18 protein-coding genes are annotated in these 20,991 nt (G+C 53.3%); 2 read left to right on the plus strand and 16 right to left on the minus strand.

Annotation, left to right across the window (positions count from 1 at the left end; all coding sequences use genetic code 11):
• Nucleotides 1–38: 38 nt before the first annotated feature.
• The 4 genes from EPD59_RS04350 to recA form a co-directional block, all read right to left on the minus strand.
• A complete protein-coding gene (locus EPD59_RS04350; protein WP_240731617.1) occupies nt 39–1,157 on the minus strand; it encodes a sensor histidine kinase in 1,119 nt (372 codons plus the stop codon).
• A gap of 76 nt (nt 1,158–1,233) precedes the next feature.
• Nucleotides 1,234–1,941, minus strand: a complete 708-nt coding sequence (locus EPD59_RS04355) for a response regulator (protein ID WP_133271714.1) — start codon at nt 1,939–1,941, stop codon at nt 1,234–1,236.
• Nucleotides 1,942–2,038: 97 nt separating this feature from the next.
• A complete protein-coding gene (locus EPD59_RS04360) occupies nt 2,039–2,875 on the minus strand; it encodes a DUF3108 domain-containing protein (protein ID WP_133271715.1) in 837 nt (278 codons plus the stop codon).
• A 245-nt stretch (nt 2,876–3,120) separates the two neighbouring features.
• Nucleotides 3,121–4,200, minus strand: a complete 1,080-nt coding sequence (recA, locus tag EPD59_RS04365; RefSeq protein WP_133271716.1) for a recombinase RecA — start codon at nt 4,198–4,200, stop codon at nt 3,121–3,123.
• A 269-nt stretch (nt 4,201–4,469) separates the two neighbouring features.
• Here recA and EPD59_RS04370 point away from each other — a divergent pair, with 269 nt between their 5' ends.
• Nucleotides 4,470–5,582, plus strand: a complete 1,113-nt coding sequence (locus tag EPD59_RS04370; protein WP_133271717.1) for a hypothetical protein — start codon at nt 4,470–4,472, stop codon at nt 5,580–5,582.
• A gap of 36 nt (nt 5,583–5,618) precedes the next feature.
• Here the strand turns inward: EPD59_RS04370 and EPD59_RS04375 are convergent, their stop codons facing one another.
• Nucleotides 5,619–6,197 carry a GNAT family N-acetyltransferase gene (locus tag EPD59_RS04375; protein WP_133271718.1) on the minus strand — a complete coding sequence of 193 codons (579 nt, stop codon included), beginning with the start codon at nt 6,195–6,197 and terminating at the stop codon, nt 5,619–5,621.
• A 176-nt stretch (nt 6,198–6,373) separates the two neighbouring features.
• Between EPD59_RS04375 and EPD59_RS04380 the strand changes: the two genes are divergently transcribed.
• A complete protein-coding gene (locus tag EPD59_RS04380; protein ID WP_133271719.1) occupies nt 6,374–7,258 on the plus strand; it encodes an SDR family NAD(P)-dependent oxidoreductase in 885 nt (294 codons plus the stop codon).
• Between the two features lie 75 nt (nt 7,259–7,333).
• Here the strand turns inward: EPD59_RS04380 and EPD59_RS04385 are convergent, their stop codons facing one another.
• The 11 genes from EPD59_RS04385 to EPD59_RS04435 form a co-directional block, all read right to left on the minus strand.
• The gene (locus EPD59_RS04385; RefSeq protein WP_133271720.1) at nt 7,334–7,750 is read right to left on the minus strand and encodes a hypothetical protein; all 417 of its coding nucleotides are present in this window, start codon (nt 7,748–7,750) and stop codon (nt 7,334–7,336) included.
• Between the two features lie 83 nt (nt 7,751–7,833).
• On the minus strand, nt 7,834–8,799 hold the full coding sequence (locus tag EPD59_RS04390; RefSeq protein ID WP_133271721.1) for an AAA family ATPase: 966 nt from the start codon (nt 8,797–8,799) through the stop codon (nt 7,834–7,836).
• 93 nt (nt 8,800–8,892) lie between these two features.
• On the minus strand, nt 8,893–10,281 hold the full coding sequence (locus EPD59_RS04395; RefSeq protein ID WP_133271722.1) for a peptidylprolyl isomerase: 1,389 nt from the start codon (nt 10,279–10,281) through the stop codon (nt 8,893–8,895).
• A 302-nt stretch (nt 10,282–10,583) separates the two neighbouring features.
• Nucleotides 10,584–12,905 (minus strand): peptidylprolyl isomerase, encoded by a 2,322-nt coding sequence (locus EPD59_RS04400; RefSeq protein ID WP_133271723.1) that lies wholly within the window; start codon nt 12,903–12,905, stop codon nt 10,584–10,586.
• A 173-nt stretch (nt 12,906–13,078) separates the two neighbouring features.
• Nucleotides 13,079–13,492 (minus strand): ATP-binding protein, encoded by a 414-nt coding sequence (locus EPD59_RS04405; RefSeq protein ID WP_133271724.1) that lies wholly within the window; start codon nt 13,490–13,492, stop codon nt 13,079–13,081.
• Nucleotides 13,493–13,513: 21 nt separating this feature from the next.
• Nucleotides 13,514–13,843 carry an STAS domain-containing protein gene (locus EPD59_RS04410; protein WP_133271725.1) on the minus strand — a complete coding sequence of 110 codons (330 nt, stop codon included), beginning with the start codon at nt 13,841–13,843 and terminating at the stop codon, nt 13,514–13,516.
• Nucleotides 13,844–13,857: 14 nt separating this feature from the next.
• Nucleotides 13,858–14,514 carry a PP2C family protein-serine/threonine phosphatase gene (locus EPD59_RS04415; protein WP_133271726.1) on the minus strand — a complete coding sequence of 219 codons (657 nt, stop codon included), beginning with the start codon at nt 14,512–14,514 and terminating at the stop codon, nt 13,858–13,860.
• On the minus strand, nt 14,481–15,953 hold the full coding sequence (locus tag EPD59_RS04420; RefSeq protein ID WP_133271727.1) for a GAF domain-containing protein: 1,473 nt from the start codon (nt 15,951–15,953) through the stop codon (nt 14,481–14,483). The genes EPD59_RS04415 and EPD59_RS04420 overlap by 34 nt, the downstream gene beginning before the upstream one ends.
• Nucleotides 15,954–16,332: 379 nt before the next feature.
• Nucleotides 16,333–17,805 (minus strand): IMP dehydrogenase, encoded by a 1,473-nt coding sequence (gene guaB / locus EPD59_RS04425; RefSeq protein WP_133271728.1) that lies wholly within the window; start codon nt 17,803–17,805, stop codon nt 16,333–16,335.
• Between the two features lie 221 nt (nt 17,806–18,026).
• Entirely contained in the window at nt 18,027–20,567 is a 2,541-nt protein-coding gene (hrpB, locus tag EPD59_RS04430; protein ID WP_133271729.1) for an ATP-dependent helicase HrpB, read from the minus strand.
• Between the two features lie 62 nt (nt 20,568–20,629).
• A complete protein-coding gene (locus tag EPD59_RS04435; protein WP_133271730.1) occupies nt 20,630–20,953 on the minus strand; it encodes a rhodanese-like domain-containing protein in 324 nt (107 codons plus the stop codon).
• Nucleotides 20,954–20,991 lie beyond the last annotated feature (38 nt).

A 20,991-nucleotide genomic window follows, 5' to 3' on the forward strand; every position in this document is an offset into this window, starting at 1 on the left:
ACACGCTTTACAGCCTATGCGATAGATGACCTTATGGGCTACGCCTGGGGCGTTGCTGTAGCCTTTGCCGGCTTGCGCGGCTTCGCAAGCTTAAACTCCAACGAGGTGCCTTGGCCGATCTCACTGCGCACTCGAATCGTTGATTTGTGCGCCTCCACGATATGCTTGCTGATGGCGAGACCTAGTCCTGAGCCGCCAGAGTCGCGGGAGCGGCTTTTATCGATGCGGTAGAACCGCTCAAAAATGCGATTATGGTGTTGCTTGGCAATGCCCTCACCATCGTCGCGGACGGAGATGCGGACGAATTTGGCTGTTTCAGTTAGTGTGACGGTAACATGGCCGGCCTCACGACCATATTTTATGGCGTTATCAATCAGGTTGACTAGTACTTGCCGAATGCGGTTGCGGTCGGCAAGCACCAAAATGCCCCCCGCCGATTCATTCGACCGTATCAATTCGAGCGTAACCTGGCGCTGGGTGGCTTTGGACTCCAATTGCTCGAATATCTCACGGACAAGCTCGCCCAAATCGAATGCTTGCCGTCGCATCCGAACTACTCCTTTTTCCAGCTGAGAGATGGTCACTAAATCCTGTACCAACTCATCGAGCGTATCAAGGCTGGTAGCGGCTTTCTTGAGAAACTTCTGGCGCAGAAACTCATCGTCCATATCGCCATCCAAAACAGTATGGAGAAAACCCTGAGCAGCGAAAATTGGCGTTTTCAACTCGTGTGATACGTCGGCCAGAAACTCACGGCGAAGTGTTTGCAGACGTTTTAGCTCGTCTATTTCCCGTTGTTTGCGCTCCGCCATTTGCAGAATCTCATCGCGCATGCGCTTCAAAGGCTCGGGCCGAAACAAAAACTTATTCGAAAGCTTCCGAAACTCCTTGCGCTTGACGTTTTCTAGGCCCGCGTAGATGTTATTAATTTCACGAAAGATCAACGCCTCAAACGCCAAATAAACAAGTAGGAAGCAAGCCGCTACGGTAATACCCGCAGCCAAAAAAGCTTGCTGAAATGGAAGCGTCGGCACCGTCCAGGCGAACGTAACGAGCACCGCTGCCACGAGCAAGGCAATTAGAATGGCAATCGAGCGCGAAGAGAAATCCATGAGCTGAAGCGAGGTGTTGTGTGCGGCTACTACTAGCTGCCGCATGCCCAAATATAAAGCCGGCCCTGTAGCAGGGCCGGCTTTTTACCGGTGCAGATAAATCAAATTCTGACTCCGCAAATCATTCATCGATGTTAAACTTATAGCCCACACCCTTAATGGTTTGGATATGATGGTCGCCGACTTTTTCGCGCACTTTGCGCACGTGCACATCTACCGTTCGAGCCAGTACAAACACATCATTGCCCCAAATATTCTGCAGCAACTCTTCGCGGCCAAATACCTTATGAGGCGAAGCAGCCAGGAAAGCCAATAGCTCGAACTCCTTTTTGGGCAATGATATTTTGCGCCCTTCCTGATACACCGCAAAGCCCGTCCGGTCGATGCGCAGACCGTTGATTTCGATGGTGTCCAGCACCACTTGCGGGTCTTTGTCGCGGCGTACGAAGGCGGCCAGGCGGCCCATCAGAGCCCGAGGCTTGATAGGCTTGGCAATAAAGTCATCAGCGCCGGCCTCAAAGGCGGCTACTTCCGAAAACTCTTCGGCGCGGGCCGTCAGGAAGATGATGTACGTGTCCTTGAACTTAGGCAAGGTCCGCAGATGTCGGCAGGTGTCGATACCATCCAGGTGGGGCATCATCACATCGAGCAATACAATGTCGGGGGCAAACTGGGGGGCAATTTCTAGTGCTTTGCGACCATCAGAGGCGGTTGCCACGTCGTAGCCTTCCTTGCGCAGGTTGTATTCCAGCAGTTCTACAATGTCTGGATCATCATCGACTACCAGAATTTTGTAGGCATTGGGGGAGCGGTTGGTTGCACGGGGCAGAGGTTTGAGTCAGAAAGAATAATCGACTACAAAATTACCGTTTGCTGAGACCAACCTAATGTTACCTTATTGTGAACTGCTTCGGCGAGTAGTCTACTCAAGGATTGGCACCAGCGCGAGCGACCACATTCAAACGGTGCTTCAGGCCTTGGTATTTATACATATCCACCTTCACAGCGCCCACAAACATCTCAGCCTGAATGAGTACCGGAATCTTGTTGCGGTCATCGGAAAGGTAAACAGAAACGCCATCCTCTCCGCGAAAAAGCTTGTTGGGGGGCATTTTGGGCACCAAGCGGATGGCTCTGATAATCCCAGCTTTGGTTTCCACGGTTTCGCGTCCCTTGTACACCACGTCCATGTTGTACACCTCATTGCTGAAAAAGCCCTGCACCCGAATCACTTCGCCTACCCGCCGTTTGTCGTAGTCGAGGGTACGCAGGAAGTAGAAACCGCTCACTAGATCCTGCACATTCTCCGGTATTTTGTAGGTGCCACGCTTCACAGGATCCTTTTCCTTCTTGCGTGATTCTACGCTGGCCATATTTTTATAATGGTCAAAGTCAACAGTTTCACGCTTGCGGTAGGTGTTCTCTTCAATATTGCGGTAAAAGCGTTGGGGCAAAATGCTGGTTGTGTCAATGAAGGTGCGCCACGTGTCACGAACGCGCAGAAAAAAGTCGAAGGAGCCCAATGTGCGACCCGTTACGGTCGCTTGGTAGCAAGGCCGGTCGTTGATGCGCTGCAAAGAACTGGAGACCTCAATGGTTGCTTCAGCCGCGTTTATCAGGCCGTAATGCACTTTATAATGCATTTTCTCGCCCTTGGTAAAGCTAGTGTTCTTAACAGTGCGCGACCCGTCAGCCGGCTGCCAGGCCAGCAGCGCCAGCAAAGGCAGCAAAAGCGTAAGGAGCAAAGACCAGCGGCGAGTCATGAAGGGTAAACCAAAAAGTGATTCAGCTGACACTAAGTCAAATGAAATGCCAGCAAATATATCCCTAACCCTGCGAACGACCGGCAAGACAGGACTAAGCGAAACGTCAACGCTTAAAAACGAGTTGCACGTCGGGACGGATTGCAGGTAGCACTCAACGGCTCAAGAACGCAGCTTATTGCTGAATAAAAAAGCCCCCAGAAATCATCTGGGGGGCTTTTTCGGATTACAAAAACTCAGAAAGATTAATCGTCGTCTTCGTCAATCGACTCATCGGTAGGAATGGCGGCCAGCGCAACAGCGGGCTCACCTTTCACCATGGCCCGAATCTTAGCTTCGATCTCATCAGCCAGCTCAGGGTTGTCGTGCAGAATGGTTTTTACACCCTCACGGCCCTGGCCCAAACGGTCGCCGTTGTAGCTGAACCAAGAGCCCGACTTCGCGATGATGTTCATATCAACACCCAAATCGAGAATCTCGCCCACTTTGGAAATACCCTCGCCGTAGATGATATCAAATTCAACTACTTTGAACGGTGGCGCTACTTTGTTTTTCACCACCTTCACTTTCGTACGGTTACCAGTCACGTTGTCCTTGTCTTCCTTGATCTGGCCAATACGGCGAATATCAAGACGCACGGAGGCGTAGAACTTCAGGGCGTTACCACCGGTGGTCGTTTCGGGCGAACCGAACATAACCCCGATTTTCTCACGAAGCTGGTTGATGAAAATGCAGCAGCAGCCGGTTTTGTTGATCGTACCGGTGAGCTTACGTAGGGCCTGGCTCATCAAACGGGCGTGTAAGCCTACTTTTGAATCACCCATGTCGCCTTCCAGTTCGCCTTTCGGCACCAGCGCAGCTACGGAGTCAATAACGATGATATCGATGGCACCACTGGAAATCAACTGGTCAGCAATTTCAAGGGCTTGCTCACCGTTGTCGGGCTGCGAAATCAGAAGGTTTTCGGTGTCAATGCCTAGTTTCTCGGCGTAGCTACGGTCGAAAGCGTGCTCGGCGTCGATGAAAGCAGCCATGCCGCCTTTCTTCTGAGCTTCGGCAATGCAGTGCAGCGTAAGCGTAGTTTTACCGCTCGACTCAGGACCGTAGATCTCTACGACCCGGCCCCGGGGCAGACCACCGATGCCGAGGGCAATGTCCAGCCCGAGCGAGCCGGTGCTGATAGCAGGAATATCAACGACTTTATTGTCGCTCAATTTCATGACAGTGCCTTTGCCGTAGTTCTTGTCGAGCTTGTCCAGCGTAAGCTGAAGAGCTTTCATTTTCTCGGCGTTGGCGTTGACAACTTTGTCAGTGGATGCAGCCATTAGAATGGGGTTGGGGTATAAATGCTTAGGTTTGGTGAAATTAGGCTTTTTAGGCCGTTTTTACAAGTGGAAAACCGCTTTCTACGTGTCGAATACGGCTGTTGTAGGTCGGCAGTGGGTAACATAGGGATGCTATATTTTGTGCCCGCAATGCTAAAAATATTTGCTGATTCTGGGAGAAATAGATAATGCTAAAATTTTTGTCAAAGGTAGTCATTGATACCCAGTCTAAACCAGTTTTTTGGTGTGCATTCGGTCTGTTTCTTAGTTTGTTGCTAAGTAGCTTTCCAGTCGCTGCCCAACTCGATAATCATGCTTTCAACTACTCATTGCCCATTAAGCCGGAGTACGAAGGTCAGCTTCGAGTGGCTGTGCAGGGCTTCTTGTTTACGAAGGATAACGAGTATTTCAACAAAATAGACGAGGGCCGAACGTATTATGGGACGCAGTTAGCCCCACGGCTCGTGTATTTTCCTAGCGCTAACATCCGCTTGGAGGCCGGCATCTTTCTATATAAAGACTACGGCACGTCGCGCCTGCGGCAAGTGCGGCCCGTGTTTACGGCTAAGTACCAAAATGGCCCCCACAGCTTTCTATTCGGGAATATCGAAGGACACTTGCAGCACGATTACATTGAGCCGCTGTTTGATTTTGAGCGCGTGATGACCAACCGGTTGGAAGAAGGCATGCAGTATAAGCTCCAAACCAACCGTGTGAAGCTCGACGCTTGGGTTGACTGGCAGCGGCAGCAGTACCGATTCAGCAACTTTCAGGAGCAGGTAGCCGGCGGCCTTACCTCTGAAGTCACGGCGTATCAGGACTCGGCGGGCTGGCGGCTGGGCGTGGTGCCGCTACAGTTTCTGGCAATGCACCGTGGGGGGCAAATAGACACGATTGCGACGCCGTTACAAACCCTGTTCAACTTCGCTACCGGCCTGCGGGTGCGGCGTAAGCTGTCCGCCACTGGCTTTGTGCGGGCGCTGCATTTCGATGGCTACGTTACGCGCTTCACCGATTACTCCTTTACGGAAGTCTTGCCTTACAACAAGGGCAACGGCCTGTATTTAAACGCCGGCGTAAATACGCGTCTCTCCAACATTATGCTGAGCTATTGGTCGGGGAATGGCTTTGTCTCGCCTCAAGGCGGGCGGCTGTACCAATCCATTTCCAGCACCGTCAACAACGCTGACTTTACCCAACGCCGCCGCGAATTGCTTATTCTGCGCATGTTCAGCGATTTTTACCTGCCCGGCAACATCCTGCTGACAACCCGCTTCGAGCCTTTTTATGACCTCAACCGTCGGCAGATAGAATTTTCCTTCGGCACGTATCTGAACTTCAATCAGGAGTTCTTTCTAACCATGCTGCGGCGGGCAGACTAACGTAAGAGCTAGCGTTCGTAACCCTGAATAGGTGTGTCAGGACCGGTCAAGGGCAAAATGAAGAATTTGAGATTCTTTCTCATTGCCTTGTAATGGCCACAAACGCGGCTTAGGAGGTACGGAGCGAAACCCAGCCGCTACGGCCACAGCACAGCTCTTAGGATTATTAACCCTACAACGAATAACTAGGCGGTCAGCGTTGATAATGGGGCTAAAACCGAGCTGAACGGCCGCCGTTAGCGCCTCTCGAGCGTACCCATGTCCTTCGGCTTCTGAGGCGAGGTAGTAGCCGATTTCGGCCGTAACAGTTCGTGCCCAGGTAGGCTTCAGACTGATGTCGCCCAAATATTGCCCCCCAACCGTGTGCCAGATGCCCAGCACAAACATCCGCTTGGTGTGCCAATCCAGATCAAACGATTCTAGAATGCGGCCCGCATCAGCGGGGGTTTGAACGGCGGCAAGGCGGGCCGGAAAGGCTTCCTGGAGTCGAGCACGATCTTTTTCAAGAACAGCGAAAAATGCCGCTTCGTCCGAAGGCACATAGGGCCGCAGCGTGAGGCGAGGCGTGAGCAAAGGCAAGCGGGCCGGAGAAGGTGGCGGATCGGCGGCGTACATAATTCGGCGAAAGCGACAAGCTAACAACCTACGCGCAAACTAAGCTCCGAGATGATCAAAGACAGGGAATAGTAACTCTGGGGGGCAAATCTCGTTTGGTTTGAATAGCTATCATACGAATAGAAAGGAGTTTTTTCCTTGCTACAGAAGCTATTCTCAACCTCACTCTAACTGCTATGAAAAGAAGACTTGAAGGCAAAGTTGCCATTGTAACCGGTGGCGGCACTGGCATTGGCGAAGCTATTTGCAAACGATTTGTGCAAGAAGGCGCGGCCGTGGTGGTCGTGGGTCTCGATACTGACCCCGTGCGCGAAGTAGTAGACGAAATTCAAGCCCGCGGCGGCAGCGCCATTGGCTTCCTTGGCGATATCTCTAGGAAAGAAGCGGCCGAAGAATGCGTAAAGCTAGCTATTCACGACTTCGGCAAGCTGGATATTCTGATCAATAATGCCGGCGTATTTCCCGCTACTTCTACTATCGATAAATACCCGATAGACGCGTTTGAGTACATGATTAAGCACAACGTGTACTCCAACTTCATGATGACGCGCGCGGCCATTCCTTACTTGCAGAAAACACGCGGCAATATTGTGTCGGCTGGTTCGGAGGCGGGGCATATGGGTATTCCACAGAACGCACCATACGGCGGTACAAAGGGCTTCGTGCACGCTTTTCAGCGTGGCGTAGCCGTAGAGCAGGCGAAGTTCGGGGTGCGGTCCAATATCGTGGGCCCTGGCCCTATCGATACTGCCTGGACGCACAAGGAAACCGGCCCGATGACGGCTAAAATGGAAAAGCAAACCGTGCAAGGCGTACCAATGGGCCGCCGCGGCATGCCGGAAGAAGTGGCCAACGTCTACTTGTTTCTGGCCTCTGATGAAGCCAGCTACGTAACCGGCGCGACGTATTTCGTGGATGGTGGCGTAACACTTTCCAAAGGTCCGCATGGCGACGAGGTGCCTAGCAAACTCAAGCGGGAGCCCGCCGATGACCTAGACCTACAGCACGAAAGAGACGGCCATACCAAAATCAAGTCAGAGTATAAGGCTAAGATGAGCTAAGCTTGAATCTGAATTCATAAAAAAGCCCCCAGAATAATTCTGGGGGCTTTTTTATGAATGTATTGTATAGCGTGCTTATGGGTGTTTATACTGCAAAGGACTTCCCAAGGCTTGCTGAATGCGCATGACATTTACTTGCCGAGCAGCTTCGTTGAAAAACTCAAGCCGACGGATAAGCATTTCTTTCACCAGCATACGTCCTTCTGGGGTGCGCATGACAGCTTTTTTATCATCCAGAATGCGCTGCATGATAGCTTCAGTTTCGGCTTCGCGCTGCACGTACTGGTCACGAAACTCGGCCAGACGTGCCAAACCGTCGGTAGTCAAGCGGAACTGAGCGCCGCCTTGGTTCAGCACCTCGCAGAGTACATATACTTCCAGCGGCAGAGAAGTAGCCAGCGTGGTAGTGCGCAAATCGAGGCCGGCCTGCAAGGCATCCAGAATAATAGCAATGTTGCGCTCGAATTGCTGGTAATAACCGGAAGCTTCCATCCTTGAAATATTGGGCGTTAAATGTTGAATGCGAAAGGGGAATAGAAAGCACAAAGCTAGGCTCTATTCAAGCTTTCAGCGCACTACAGTAATTCTTTTACTATCTGCTCTACCGAAATTCCTTCGGCTTCCGCTTTAAAATTGCGCACCAAGCGATGACGTAAAATGGGTAGCGCCACGGCTTTCACATCTTCAATGTCGGGCGAATACTTGCCGTTGAGCAAGGCGTTGCACTTAGCCCCCACAATGAGGTGTTGCGAGGCCCGCGGCCCGGCACCCCACTCCAGCAACTGCGTAGCCCGCGCTGCCCCCCGATCCGTGTTTGGACGGGTTTTGTGCACCAGATTAACGGCATACTCTACTACGTTATCGGCCACGGGTACGCGGCGCACCAAGTGCTGAAATGCCTGAATGTCATCGCCGTGCAATATTTTGCTCACCGTGGGGCGATGATCGGAAGTTGTGTTCTTCACGATTTGCAACTCAGCATCATAGCTCGGATAGCCTAACTGAATATTAAACATGAAGCGGTCGAGCTGGGCTTCAGGTAGGGGATAGGTGCCTTCCTGCTCAATTGGGTTTTGGGTCGCGAGCACGAAGAAAGGCCGCTCCAACGGGTAGCGCTGCCCAGCCACCGTTACCGAATACTCCTGCATGCTTTCCAGCAAGGCTGCCTGCGTCTTGGGCGGCGTCCGGTTGATTTCGTCGGCCAGCACGATGTTGGCAAACACAGGTCCTTTCACAAAGTGAAAATCGCGCTGCTGATTCATCGTTTCCGAACCTACAATGTCGGAAGGCATCAAGTCAGGCGTAAACTGAATACGGTTGAACGACAGATCTAGGGAGTCGGCAATCGTCTGGATAAGCAGCGTTTTGGCTAAGCCTGGAACTCCGACCAACAAGCAATGACCCTGCGAAAATACGGCTGTAAGCACCAGGCGAACCACCTCATCTTGCCCAATAATTATTTTACCGATTTCCTGCCGTAGGGCTTGATATGACTGAGCCAACGCGTCGGCGGCTTCTTTATCGGAAGAGAAATTTCGCATGTAAGGGTAGGAGCTAGAAGCCGAAAGCTAGGAGTAAGAAGCCAAGAACACACTTTTAGGTGTTCCTCTCCTCTCACTCCTAGCTCCTAAAAGTTAATTAACCGCATTAAGTAGCTTACAGTCAGCATACTGCGGGTCTACTTCAATATAGACGTCGCCACGGTTCTTCTTAAACCACTCATCCAGGGCCTTGTTTTTCTTCTCGTTGAGAGCTGCAGCCGCGATTTTCTGGTAGTCGTCTTGCAGGTTAGCCTGGTGGGGCGGGTTGTTCGATTTCAGCCACAGAATACGCATAGCGTCCTTGCCGTCATCGGTGCGGTAGGGCATGGGAGGCGTGATGCTACCCACTTTCATGGTATCGATGGTGAAGAAAATAGCCGGATCGATCTTATCCAATGGTAGGTAGTTGCTCCGGTCCTGAGGGTTCTGAATCAGGCCGCCGTTGCCGCTGGTGTTTTTATCGTCGGAGAAATCCTTGGCCGCTTTGGCAAACGTGATGCTGTCGGCCAGAATGCGCTTACGAATTTTACTGAGCTGCACGGCCGCCTCACTTACGTCGGAAGTACCAGTGGCTGGCTTAAGCAGAATGTGACGGGTGCTGAAAGTCTCACCTTTGCGCTCGATGAGCTGGATAAGGTGGAAGCCAAACTGCGACTCTACGATGGGTGACAACTGGCCAGGCTCCAAGCGTAAAGCAGCAGCCTCGTACTCGGGCACCAACTCACGGCGCTTAAAAAAGCCTAAGTAGCCACCTTGGGCCGCGGAGCCAGGATCTTGGGAGAATTCCTTAGCCAGTTTCTCGAAGTCTTCGCCCGCTATGATGCGCGCCCTGAGCTCGTTGAGTTTCGCCTGTGTTTCCTGCTTGGCCTTTTGGTTGACTTGGGCAAACTTAATAATCTGGCCGACCTCCACTTCGGTGGAATAGTAAGGCAAGCTGTCCTTTGGAATGCGGTTAAAAAACTGCTTCACCTCCCGGGGTGTTACGGTTACTTTGCCGGCAATTTCTTCCTGCATTTTCTGCTGGATGAGCTGCTCCTTTACCTGGGGCCGCAAGTCGTCCTTGAGCTGCTTAATGGGCTTTTTGTAGTATTCTTCCAGCTTCTGCTCCGAGCCAATCTGCTGCACGAAATACGCCATACGCCGATCCAGCTCGCTCCTTACCTGGTCGTCTTCCACCACTACAGAGTCAACCTCGGCTTTTGCCAGCATGAGCTTGTTCAGCACGATGCTCTCCAAAATCTGACACTTAACATTTGGAGGCAGGGGTTTGCCCTCCGCACGAGCCAGCTCCTGCTGATAAATATTTTCGAGGTCGGAGCGCAACACAATCTGGTTGTCCAGCTTCACGATGATGGCATCTACAGTTTGGCGACCTACAGGCCGGGCCAAACCTAGCTGAGCGAAACCAGTGCTCATCGCACCTACGAGTAAGCCACCGCTCAACAGCGCTACACGAGCCGCCGTACGAAATAATTGAGTCATGTAATTCAGAAAATAAGAGGCTGAACAGCAAAGAATATCCAGCCCAACGGCTATCGAAACGCGAAAAGCCGCCGGTAAATTTCAACATAAATCCCTTCTCTGGCAAAAAGCTGACTTTGAGGCCGGAAAAGAGCGTTTCGGAGTAAAGAGACCTTATTGCCGGCTAACGTTGCGCGGCCCAGCAACTTTTGCTCAGGTGGAGCGAACACGTCCCGTGCTCATGTTTATACAATGAAAAAGCCCCCAGAAACCGGCTGCCTTTGCTGGGCTCTCTGGGGGGCTTTTTCGGCAGTTTCGCCTGCTTATTTGGTTATCAGCTTATCCACTTCCGTTTGATTGACCTGCACGGGATTCTTGGTGCGAAGCTCGGCCAGCCACTGCTTCTCCAGATAGTTCTGATAGTCAGAGGTAGCCTGGCCTCGGGTTTCGAATAAAGTCTTTGGCCCGGCTGGCAGCGCTTGCTCAATAGTAACAGCGTAGAAACGGCCATCTTTCTGCACCTGATAAGTGCCTGGGCCACGGTCTATTACGTCGTCAACTACTTTACTGTCGCCCTTTTGAAAATTCTGCTTCAGAATCTGCACAGCCAGCGGATTTTTCGCATTTAAGTTTTCTTCCAATACGGCCGTGCTGGTGCTGGTTAGCGTGAACAGGGCCGAAGCATCAGAGGCAGGTGTAGGCGTCGTCTTGGTGATGATGCGGCTGGCAGCTACGCCCTTGCCAGTCAGGTAGGCAGCTACTGCAGCCGCGCGGCGCTGAGCTAAAGCAGCGGTTTCACCGCGCTTTACTCGGCCCGTAACCGTCAGATTCAGGGTTGGGTCGGCTGCTAGGCTAGTAGCCAGACGGTCGAGACTTGCCTGGCTGGGGGGCAAAATGGTGGCCTGACCAGCGCGGAACGATACTGGCGATGGCGTATCGCGGGTTACTTCATAGCGACCCGTAGCCAGTTGCTTTTGTGCCTGCGTCAGGATAGCTGGCGAGGCTGCACTGATCATGGTGGCCTGCACACGAGGCCCCCACTGATAATTGGCTTGGTTAGCTGTGAAAAACTGCTGCAAGCCCACTGTATCCGTCAGCGCCTTCGACCATACTTTCTCATCCATCAGCTGGAAAAGCAGGATACCGTCGCGGTACTCTTTTACCAGCATGCGGTAATCCTCGTACTTGGTATCGAGGTTTGTCTTTTCAAATTCCGTCAGGCTTTGATCCACGTATTGATCGTAGAGCTGCTGCATCACAAAGCGCGGATCAGCGCCAGCGCGTGCGCGCTGACCTTGCTGCACATAGGCCAGAAAGTCCTTGATGGGGTAGGGTTTGCCTTTGATGGTAAACAGCGGAGCATCACCGTTGACAACTAGCTCACCTTTTTTGCGCTTGCCACTCGGGAATTTGCTCAAGAACGTTTCTGACTTGAAACGGCCATTTACCAGCGCTGTATCGGCTTGGGCCAACAAAGCGTCGCGAACGGGGGGCATTTCTACGAACTGGTTTTCCTGCCGGATGCGCTTGAGAAAGGCCGCCCGATTTAGCTCCGAGCGCGAGTCTTTAGCTACTTTGCTCTTTAGTGTAGGAGCCATGGCCTCAAAGGTGGGCACAGGCTGCTTTTCGATAAGCTTGATGATATGCCAGCCATACGGCGTCTGAACGGGCGCTGAAATGTCGCCGGGCTTCTGGAGCTTAAAGGCTACTTCCTCAAAGCTTGGAATCATGCGCCCGGTGCCGAAAGCAGGCAACTCGCCGCCATTGGCCGCCGAGCCGGCATCTTCTGAAAACTGCGTTACCAGCTTATCCCAATCCTCACGGCGCCGTAAGCGGGAATAAAGTTCATCAACCTTCTTTTTAGCCGTTACCGAATCGGCCTTGGGCATGCCGGGCGTGGCCCGAATCATGAGGTGGGCTACTTTAATCTCGCCCTGAGCCGGCCGCACGTCGTTGACTTTGATTACGTGGTAGCCAAAGCGCGTCCGGACGGGCGCCGAGACTTCGCCCTCTTTCGTCTTGTACGCTACATTTTCAAATGGATACACCATTTGCATAGCTGTAAAATAGCCGAGTTGCCCGCCATTATCACGCGCCGAAGGATCTTCGGAGGCCTGACGAGCCACTTGGTTGAAGTCTTCACCGCTGGTAACGCGCTGCCGCAAAGCCACCGCCTTTTGATACGCTGCTAGTGTATCCCGCGGATCGGCGTCAGGAGCTACGCGCACCAGAATATGGGAAGCGCTGATTTCCTTGCTTAGCCGGTCGTAGGCCTCCCGCACAAGCTGATCGGTCACGCTTTTCTCCGTGAGATAGGGCTGCGCCAGCTGCTGCTTGTAGCCATCCAGCTCACGCTGAAAGGCCTGCGTGGTATCCAAGCCACGTTGCTCGGCTTCCAGCACCTTCAGCTTGAAGTTGGTGTACAAATCCAGGTATTCCGTCACATTGGCGCGGGTCCCATAATTGGGAGCCGTAGCGTTGTTTTTCCGGTATACGTAGGCGAATTCCGAGGCTGGTACTACCTGCTTTCCTAAGGTAACTACAGCAGGCTGCTTGGCAGCAGAAGTAGTTGACTTGGTAGACTGGCATCCGACGGCCAGTAGCGCGCCGGCTGCGAGGCTGGCGTACAAAATGCGTTTGGGCATAAAGAAAAAAAGATGCGAGACGAACAATAACTCCCCTGTGACCCTGAGGGCCGAGTCGTTGCCAGGTGCAATTTTACGGATTTTTTTCGGCCTAACTCAGCGCGCTAGCAAACTGAGCGTGTACAAAAAAGCCCCCCAGGTCTTGGGGGCTTTTTGAAAATCAGAACGTTGAACTACACCACTTTCTTGTAGAGCCGGCAAACGTTGTGGTTGCCGGAGGAAGAAAACTCTACGCGGTCCATGATGCGGTTGACGAGTGCCATGCCTACGCCACCTTTCTTCCCAAGCCGGATATGCTCCAGCAAATCGGGCTCTCGGAAGGTTGACGGCAAATACGATTCCTTGCTGTCGTCCTCTATCTCGATGCCAAACATGTGGTCTTCCATAGCCAGCTTGAGTTGCAGATACTGCGATTCGTTCTCGGCATTGGCATGAATAATCAGGTTGGCCACGACCTCATCAACGGCCAGCACAATCTGATTGATATGCAATTCGGATAAGTGGTACACCGACAGATAGGCGCTCACAAAGTCGCGCACTATCTTCAGGTTAGCCCGGCTACAGCTTATGCGAATTACGTTCTTCATCCCCTCGTTACGCTGTCAAGCTTAAATGGCAGTGGCTTCCGACTCGGAAGGCACGATGGTCATCAGCGTATCTAACCCCAGAATTTCAAATACGTTGTGCACTTTTTCCTGCATGTTAAAAAAGACCAATTTGACATTGGCATCCTGGAAGCGCTGGAGGTGAGAAATAAAGACGCCAAGACCTGCGGATGAGATGTAATTCAGGCGCTGGCAATCAATTAATACTTTCTGATAATTCAGGATTTCGGGCTTCGTCAGTTCCGTATCCAGAATCACTGAAGAGCTGGCATCCAACTCGCCATCGAGGCTGAGCGTGAGCGTATGCGCGGTGGTTTGTTGCGTGATTTTCATAGGACCCATCTACGTCAGACGGTTGGTTCTGGTTGAGACGCCCGGAACTTGATAACAAGCAAGGTCTGGTCGTCGTGAATTGGTTGACCACGGCTGAACTCCGCTAAGTCTTCCAGAATCATATTCTTGATTTCTTCGGCCTCCAGATAATACGTGCGCTCCAGCATCTGTTGCAGACGATCCTCGCCGTATTCTTCCTTATTTGCCCCCCGCGCCTCCACAATGCCATCTGTGTAGATTACCATTACGTCGCCGGGGTTGTAATCGTAGAATTGGTTCTTAATATGTTTCTCGTAGGAGTCTTGGCGAATAATGCCCAAGCCTAAGCCCGTAGTGCGGAAGTACGATACCTCCTCCTTAATAGAGTGGTAATACAAGGTGTGACAATGCCCGGCGCGTGCAAAAACGAAGCCACGGTTCTCATAATCTATTATATATAGCGATGCTGTAATAAAAGACGACTTTTCGAGGCAATGCACCAGCGCTTTATTAGCCATAGCCATGAACTTGCTGGGCACCGGAAACTTTTCGCGCTCATTACGAGCCAGCGGGTTTTCCTGCATCAAAGCATGAAAAATGCCTTTCATCTGGGCCATATGAAAAGCCGCTGTGATGCCCTTACCCGACACATCGCCGATCAGAATAGCCAGGCGCTGACCCGGCAGGTGCAAGAAGTCATAAAAATCGCCCCCACTTCCTTGGCAGCCAGCGCATGCGAGCTGATTTCAAACCAGTTGTCAATGGGAAGATCTTTCGGAATTAAACTTTCCTGTACGGTGGAGGCAATTTTAAGCTCCTCCTGCACACGCTCATTCTGAATAGAAGCCGCTACCAGCTGAAGGTTCTCAATGCTAAGAATCGTCTGGCTGGTAAAGGTTTGCAGAATGCCCAGGTTCTCGCGGTCGAAGCCTTGAGGCTGGTTTTTCAGCATATACAAGGCTCCGTACTGGCGCTTCGCGGAGCGCAAAGGCATCACGATCAGCGAACCGAAAGGCAAGCCTAAACTGCGAAAGCCGCTGCTATTCGGCAGGTCATTATTCAGGTATTCAATGTGGCCCAAATTGTAATCAGCCAGCAGCCCCCGAATGGCAGTACACTGTTCCTCAGTGATATGGTAGCGTTGGCCTTTGTATGTTTCGTCGCTTGCTTCTACATCAAGCCAGGCGGCATCGGCTTCCACCGTTTGCACCGTCGCATCGAAGAGCATGCTGTATACATCCTCCTCCGTTTGCCCCCGCTGAATAAGCTGCGTGAGGCGCTGTAAACTCAGAATTTCTTCTCTTTTCTGCTCAAAGACGCCTGCTGTGGGCAAATTGAAAAAGGTGACAAATAGCCCCATCACGGCATAAAAAGCCGCGAAGAATACCGTAAGCAGTAAGAAAGCATGCTGCGGTTCGGGAGCTATCAGCTTCGGATCGTACTGAATTCGCACGAAGTAGGCTACGAAGATGGTCATGCACAGCAGGATAGCCAGCTGCATAAAGACCACTTCCCACTTCTGCCGTCTATTCAAATATGCTACCCATTTCTGGTTGCCGCTCAGATACACGCCAAAAATGGCCAACCCACCCACAATCAGTAGGGATACAGGAGTAGGCAAATCCCAGCCCAGAAGCCGAAACAGGAGCGTGCCGCCTAATAGGATTTCAAAAAGCTCCCACTCGCGGCGCAGCCGGCCCGTAGATCGGAACAGCACCAACGACCGCCACGTGTAGGTAGTACTAGCCAAGAACAGGATAAATAACCCTAAGTTGATGGTATAAATTACCGCAAAGAAGGTCCGGTCGCTACTCGGTAGCTGGTACTGTACAAAGCGCTCAAGTAGATGTAGCGCTACGCAAATACTGGCCAGTATGCCTGGTCCGAGCACTAATCGACGGAATAACCCGACAAAGTCGGTGCCCCGCAATGGATCTGGCTGGAGGCGGTAGTACATGAACACCCCAGCAGCAAATACAGCTTGGGCAACCAGAGTCACCCAATCGGGCAGGGCAGATAGAGAAGTCGTTGCCGACGGGCTAGCGCGAAGAAGCGTACTAACCAGCAGCACGACCCAGCTAAGCAGCGTAAGGGGTAATAGCGTGGCTGTAAGCCTCTGACTAGAGGGCATAGAGAGTAATTAAATACAAATTACGCGTATCGAAAAGCAACCGGTGTAGACTGAAATATAGAGCAAGATAAAGCCTTATTAATTAAATAAGGCCTGCCGTCTTTTTGCTTACTCACGACGCATATTCAGAATAAGGTAGCTCTGAGTGAAGGCCACCTAATGTAATCTAAATCTGGATGAGTATATTATAAGCTGTAGGGCGCAGCTTATGTAAATTGTAGGGCTACGTACTTATGACAATTATTTTGAGTACAAATACGAGGCCTGATTTCGTCGTTATATGCTTGCCGCAACACCTAAGAAATAGGTTCAGTAGCCATAAGAATGCCACCAGCTAATAAGCTGGTGGCATCGTATAATTCAATCCAAACCCAGAGAGTTAGCGGCTGCTATAGTTAGGCGACTCACTGGTAATTTGGACATCGTGGGGGTGACTTTCACGCAAGCCAGCGCCGGTAATGCGCACCATACGAGCTTCCTGTAGTACAGCTATAGTTGGAGCACCACAGTAGCCCATGCCAGCTCGCAAGCCACCAGCTAACTGATACAGGACCTCACCCACGCCGCCTTTAAAAGGCACGCGACCTACAATCCCTTCTGGTACGAGCTTTTTTACATCATCTTCGGCTGACTGGAAGTAGCGGTCTTTCGAGCCGTCTTCCATTGCCTCCACTGAGCCCATGCCCCGGTAGGTTTTGAATTTGCGGCCTTCATAAATAATAACTTCACCAGGAGCTTCCTCCGTGCCAGCCAGCATGGAGCCAATCATCACAGAGGAGGCACCACCGGCAAACGCTTTTACAGCGTCGCCCGAAAACTTGACGCCACCATCAGCAATAAGAGGTACACCAGTGCCTTCGAGGCCACGGGCGGCTTCCAAAACGGCTGAGAGTTGCGGTACGCCAATGCCGGCAATGATGCGTGTAGTGCAGATAGAGCCGGGCCCAACACCTACTTTAACGGCATCGGCACCGGCATCTGCTAATGCACGGGCGCCTTCTGCAGTAGCGACGTTGCCCGCAATTACTTCTAAGCCAGGGTACTCTTGTTTTATACGGCGAACGGCATCTAATACTCCTTTGGAATGACCATGAGCCGTATCTACGCTTACTACATCTACCCCGGACTGAACGAGAGCAGCTACGCGTTCCAGCAAGTCGGGCGTCACACCTACGGCAGCGCCCACGCGTAAGCGCCCGAATACGTCTTTGCAAGCGCGAGGGGTGCGGCGGCGTTTGCGAATGTCTTTATAGGTGATCAGGCCGGTAAGGCGGCCTTGCTCATCGACAACGGGAAGCTTTTCTACTTTAAATTCCTGTAACAGGTCTTCGGCCTGAGCCATGTCGGTGCCGGTAGCCGCTGTTATCAGGTTGTCGCGGGTCATTACATCCGCTACGGAGCGCTCCATATCCTTCTCGAAGCGCAAGTCACGATTGGTCAAAATGCCTTTGAGATGACGCTGCTCGTCAATAATCGGAATGCCGCCGATCTTGTGCTGGCGCATGAGCTGTTTGGCATCGCCAAGGGTAGCCGTTTCGGACAGCGTAAATGGGTCCAGAATCATTCCGCTTTCTGAGCGCTTCACCCGGCGCACTTGCTCCGCCTGGTCCTTGATGCTCATGTTCTTGTGAATAATACCGATACCACCCTCCTGGGCCATCGTAATGGCCAGCTCATATTCGGTCACGGTATCCATGGCTGCCGACACAAAAGGCAGGTTCAGACGAATATTCCGGGTAAGCTGGGAGCTGGTGTCGGCGTCGCGGGGCAATACCTCCGAATAGGCAGGTAGCAGCAGAACGTCGTCGTAGGTAAGGGCCTCGAAGGCAATTTTGGCAGATTGGTCAGCCATGGCAACAAGAAGATTAGGTGACTCTTATTGCCGGGTAAAGCTACGACGAAAAGTTGGGTTACGTCGTTGACATTGAGAATCTTCTCGTTATTAAATAGTGAAGCAACCCCTAAAAGCAGGCACTAGTAGGCATGTTTCCTTGAAATTTGCCCCCCACCAAGCCCAACTAAAACAAAGGACTAGACCGGCCTGAACTATCACTACGGAACAAAGAGTACCGCTTACTTCAAGCCATTTTGCCGACGGGTGCCGCGCATAGGTTCTGCTTCCAGCGGATTATCGGGCCAATAATGCTTCGGGTAGCGGCCGCGCATATCCTTGCGCACTTCGAAGTAGCCGGTGGCCCAAAAGCTGCGCAAATCCCGGGTTACCTGAACTGGTCGGTGGCCGGGCGAAAGTAAGTGCATGGTAAGCGGAATTTGCCCCCCAGCCACTCGCGGAGTATCTAACAGCCCAAAAACCTCCTGTAGGCGCACGGCCAGTGCGGGAGCAGCGGGGTCAGCATAATCGACCCGGATGCGTGAGCCGGTAGGAACGACCACGTGGGAGGGCGCCAAGCGGTCCAGCTCCTGACGATGGGACCAACCGCCGGGCAACCAGCTCAGTAGAGCTTCGCTTAAGTCTAGCCGGTTTATCTCCACAAGCGTGCGCAGGCTGGTAATGAAGGGTCCCAACCAATGCGGTAAGTGCAGGAGCAACGCTGCATCTGACACATCGGGCCATTCATTGGGCAGGTGATGGTGCAGAAAAGCCAGCCGCTCCCGCAGGTGTTGGGCTTCTTCTGTCCACGGTAAGCGTTGAATTCCCTGACGGCGTAATCCATTGAGCAGAGCATCTTCAACTGCCGATGGATCAGGTTGAGCAAGTGGTTGATCAGCGAGGGTTAGTGCGCCTAGGCGCCGCAAACGACGGGATGTTACTCTGCCAGCGGCCTCCTCCCAGCGTACTTCTTCTGTACTGGTTATCAGGTCTGCAAAGTGGGTTTCAAGCTCGGTACGGTCTACGGGGGCAGCCAGTACGGCACGCGGCGCGGCGGCATTGCCATCTAAGTGAGCCACCGCAAAAAATACGGATTCCTGCCCAAAATGCTCGGCTGGCAGTACGGCGCGCTGGCCGGTTACTAGTCTGACGCGCTCAGAGGTTTCGCGCTGGGCCAGGCGGTCGGGGTAAGCTAAGGCAGCTAGTAGTCCGGCTGCATCCGGCTCAATAGGAGAGTTAAGAACAGATGCACGGTTGCGAAGCACGGCTGCGGCCTCCCGCACCCGATGCAGGGCACCACTATCGGGCACTAAGCCGGGCAAGGGAGGGCGTCCCGTCATTAGGGCTTCCAGGCGCAGGCGCAAATCGGGTGGGGCAGGAGTACTGTCGGCGGGACGTAATAAGTCGCGCTCCGTAAGCAAAGCGGCCAAGGCGCAGGCCGTAGCGCCGTAGCCCGCTTCTTTGCCCCGCAGTACCAAATGCCCTAAGCGGGGCACTAGTCCTAGGCCAGCCAACGCGCGGCCATGTGGCGTAGGAGGGCCGGGGGGCAAAATTGCTCCTAACCTGACCAGTAAGTCGCGGGCCTGGGCCAGCGCCGCAGCAGGTGGTGCATCAAGCCAGCGCAATGCCGCCGGATCGTGGGTTCCCCACAGCGCCAGCTCGAGGGCAAGGCTGCTCAGGTCGGCGGTAAGGATTTCGGGGGGCAAATGCGCCGGATGCTCAGCGTGCTCGGCTTCGGTCCACAATCGTACGCAGGTTCCGGGCCCTAAACGGCCGGCGCGTCCGCGACGTTGGTCGGCCGCAGCCTGACTCACGGGCACCGTTTGCAGGGTGCTTAGGCCCGTGCGAGGCTCGAAGTGCGGCACTCGGGCATAGCCTCCGTCAATCACCACCCGCACGCCTTCAATAGTCAGGCTGGTTTCGGCAATGCTGGTGGTCAGCACGATTTTGCGCCGCCCAACGGGAGCCGGACGAAGAGCCGCATCCTGCTGTTCGGCGGGCAACTCGCCATGGAGCACATGTACATCAACCGTTGTCGACAGCGTGCCAGCCAGGCGCTCTGCCACGCGCCGCTGATCGGCTAGGCCAGGCAAAAACACCAGCACGTCACCAAGAGGATGTTGAGCCAAGGCTTCACGGATGGCCGTTGGTACCAAGGCCGTCAGTCGTTCGGTAGGTCGGTTGCCGGCTGCCGCTACCCGACTGGGGGGCAAATAATGTGTGCTGACCGGGTGCTGCAGGCCCGCGCTACGTACCACCGGTGCCCCGAGCCAAGCGCCCAAACGTTCCGCTTCCAGCGTGGCACTCATAATAAGAATCCGTAAGTCGGGGCGCAATACTGCCTGAGCATCTAGGGCCAACGCCAGGCCCAAATCGGCCTGCACGCTCCGCTCATGAAACTCGTCGAATAACACGGCCGCTACGCCTTCCAGCGCCGGATCATCCTGCAACATGCGGGTCAGAATAACCTCCGTGGCTACTTCAATCCGCGTTTTGGCCGAAATCCGGCTTTCCAATCGCACTCGATACCCCACCGTTTGACCTACCGGCTCGCCCAGAAGCTGAGCCATACGCGCCGCTGCGGCTCGTGCCGCAAGCCGCCGCGGCTCAAGCACGATAATGCGTCCGGTGGGGGGCATCCAGGATGCATTCAAGAGCGCCAGCGGTACCAAAGTCGTCTTGCCTGCTCCGGGCGGCGCCTGCAATACGGCACAATTCGTTGAGCCAAGCGTAGCAAGTAGCTCGGGCAAGGCCGCGCGGATAGGCAGGTCAGGCAGTTGCAAATCGAGTTTTCCTTAGAGATCTTATTTATAAGCAGATGCTTTGCGGCACTCTGCATGACCGGTTAATATATCGCTACCGAAGGATCTACCTGAACGCTCCAAGCATGGATGCCGCCGCGCAGGTTCAGCAGGTTTGTTAAGCCGTGGCGGTGTTGTAGGTAACCTAATGCCTGAGCCGAGCGCACGCCGTGGTGGCAGATAAGTACCACCGGCCGGTCGGTGGCCAGCTCCTCTACATGCTGCGGCAGGTCACCCAAAGGCAGCAACAGGCTACCTTCTATATGACAGTATTCATACTCCTCCGGCTCGCGCACATCCACGAGTTGCACGGGCTCGCCGCGCTGTAGGCGGGCTTGCAGATCTTGGGGCGTTAGTTCGGGGAGCATAAAGCGAGAATAGGGTAGGAGGCAAAAAGGCGATTGGG

The sequence above is a fragment of the Hymenobacter radiodurans genome, assembly GCF_004355185.1.
Taxonomy (GTDB): Bacteria; Bacteroidota; Bacteroidia; order Cytophagales; family Hymenobacteraceae; genus Hymenobacter; species Hymenobacter radiodurans.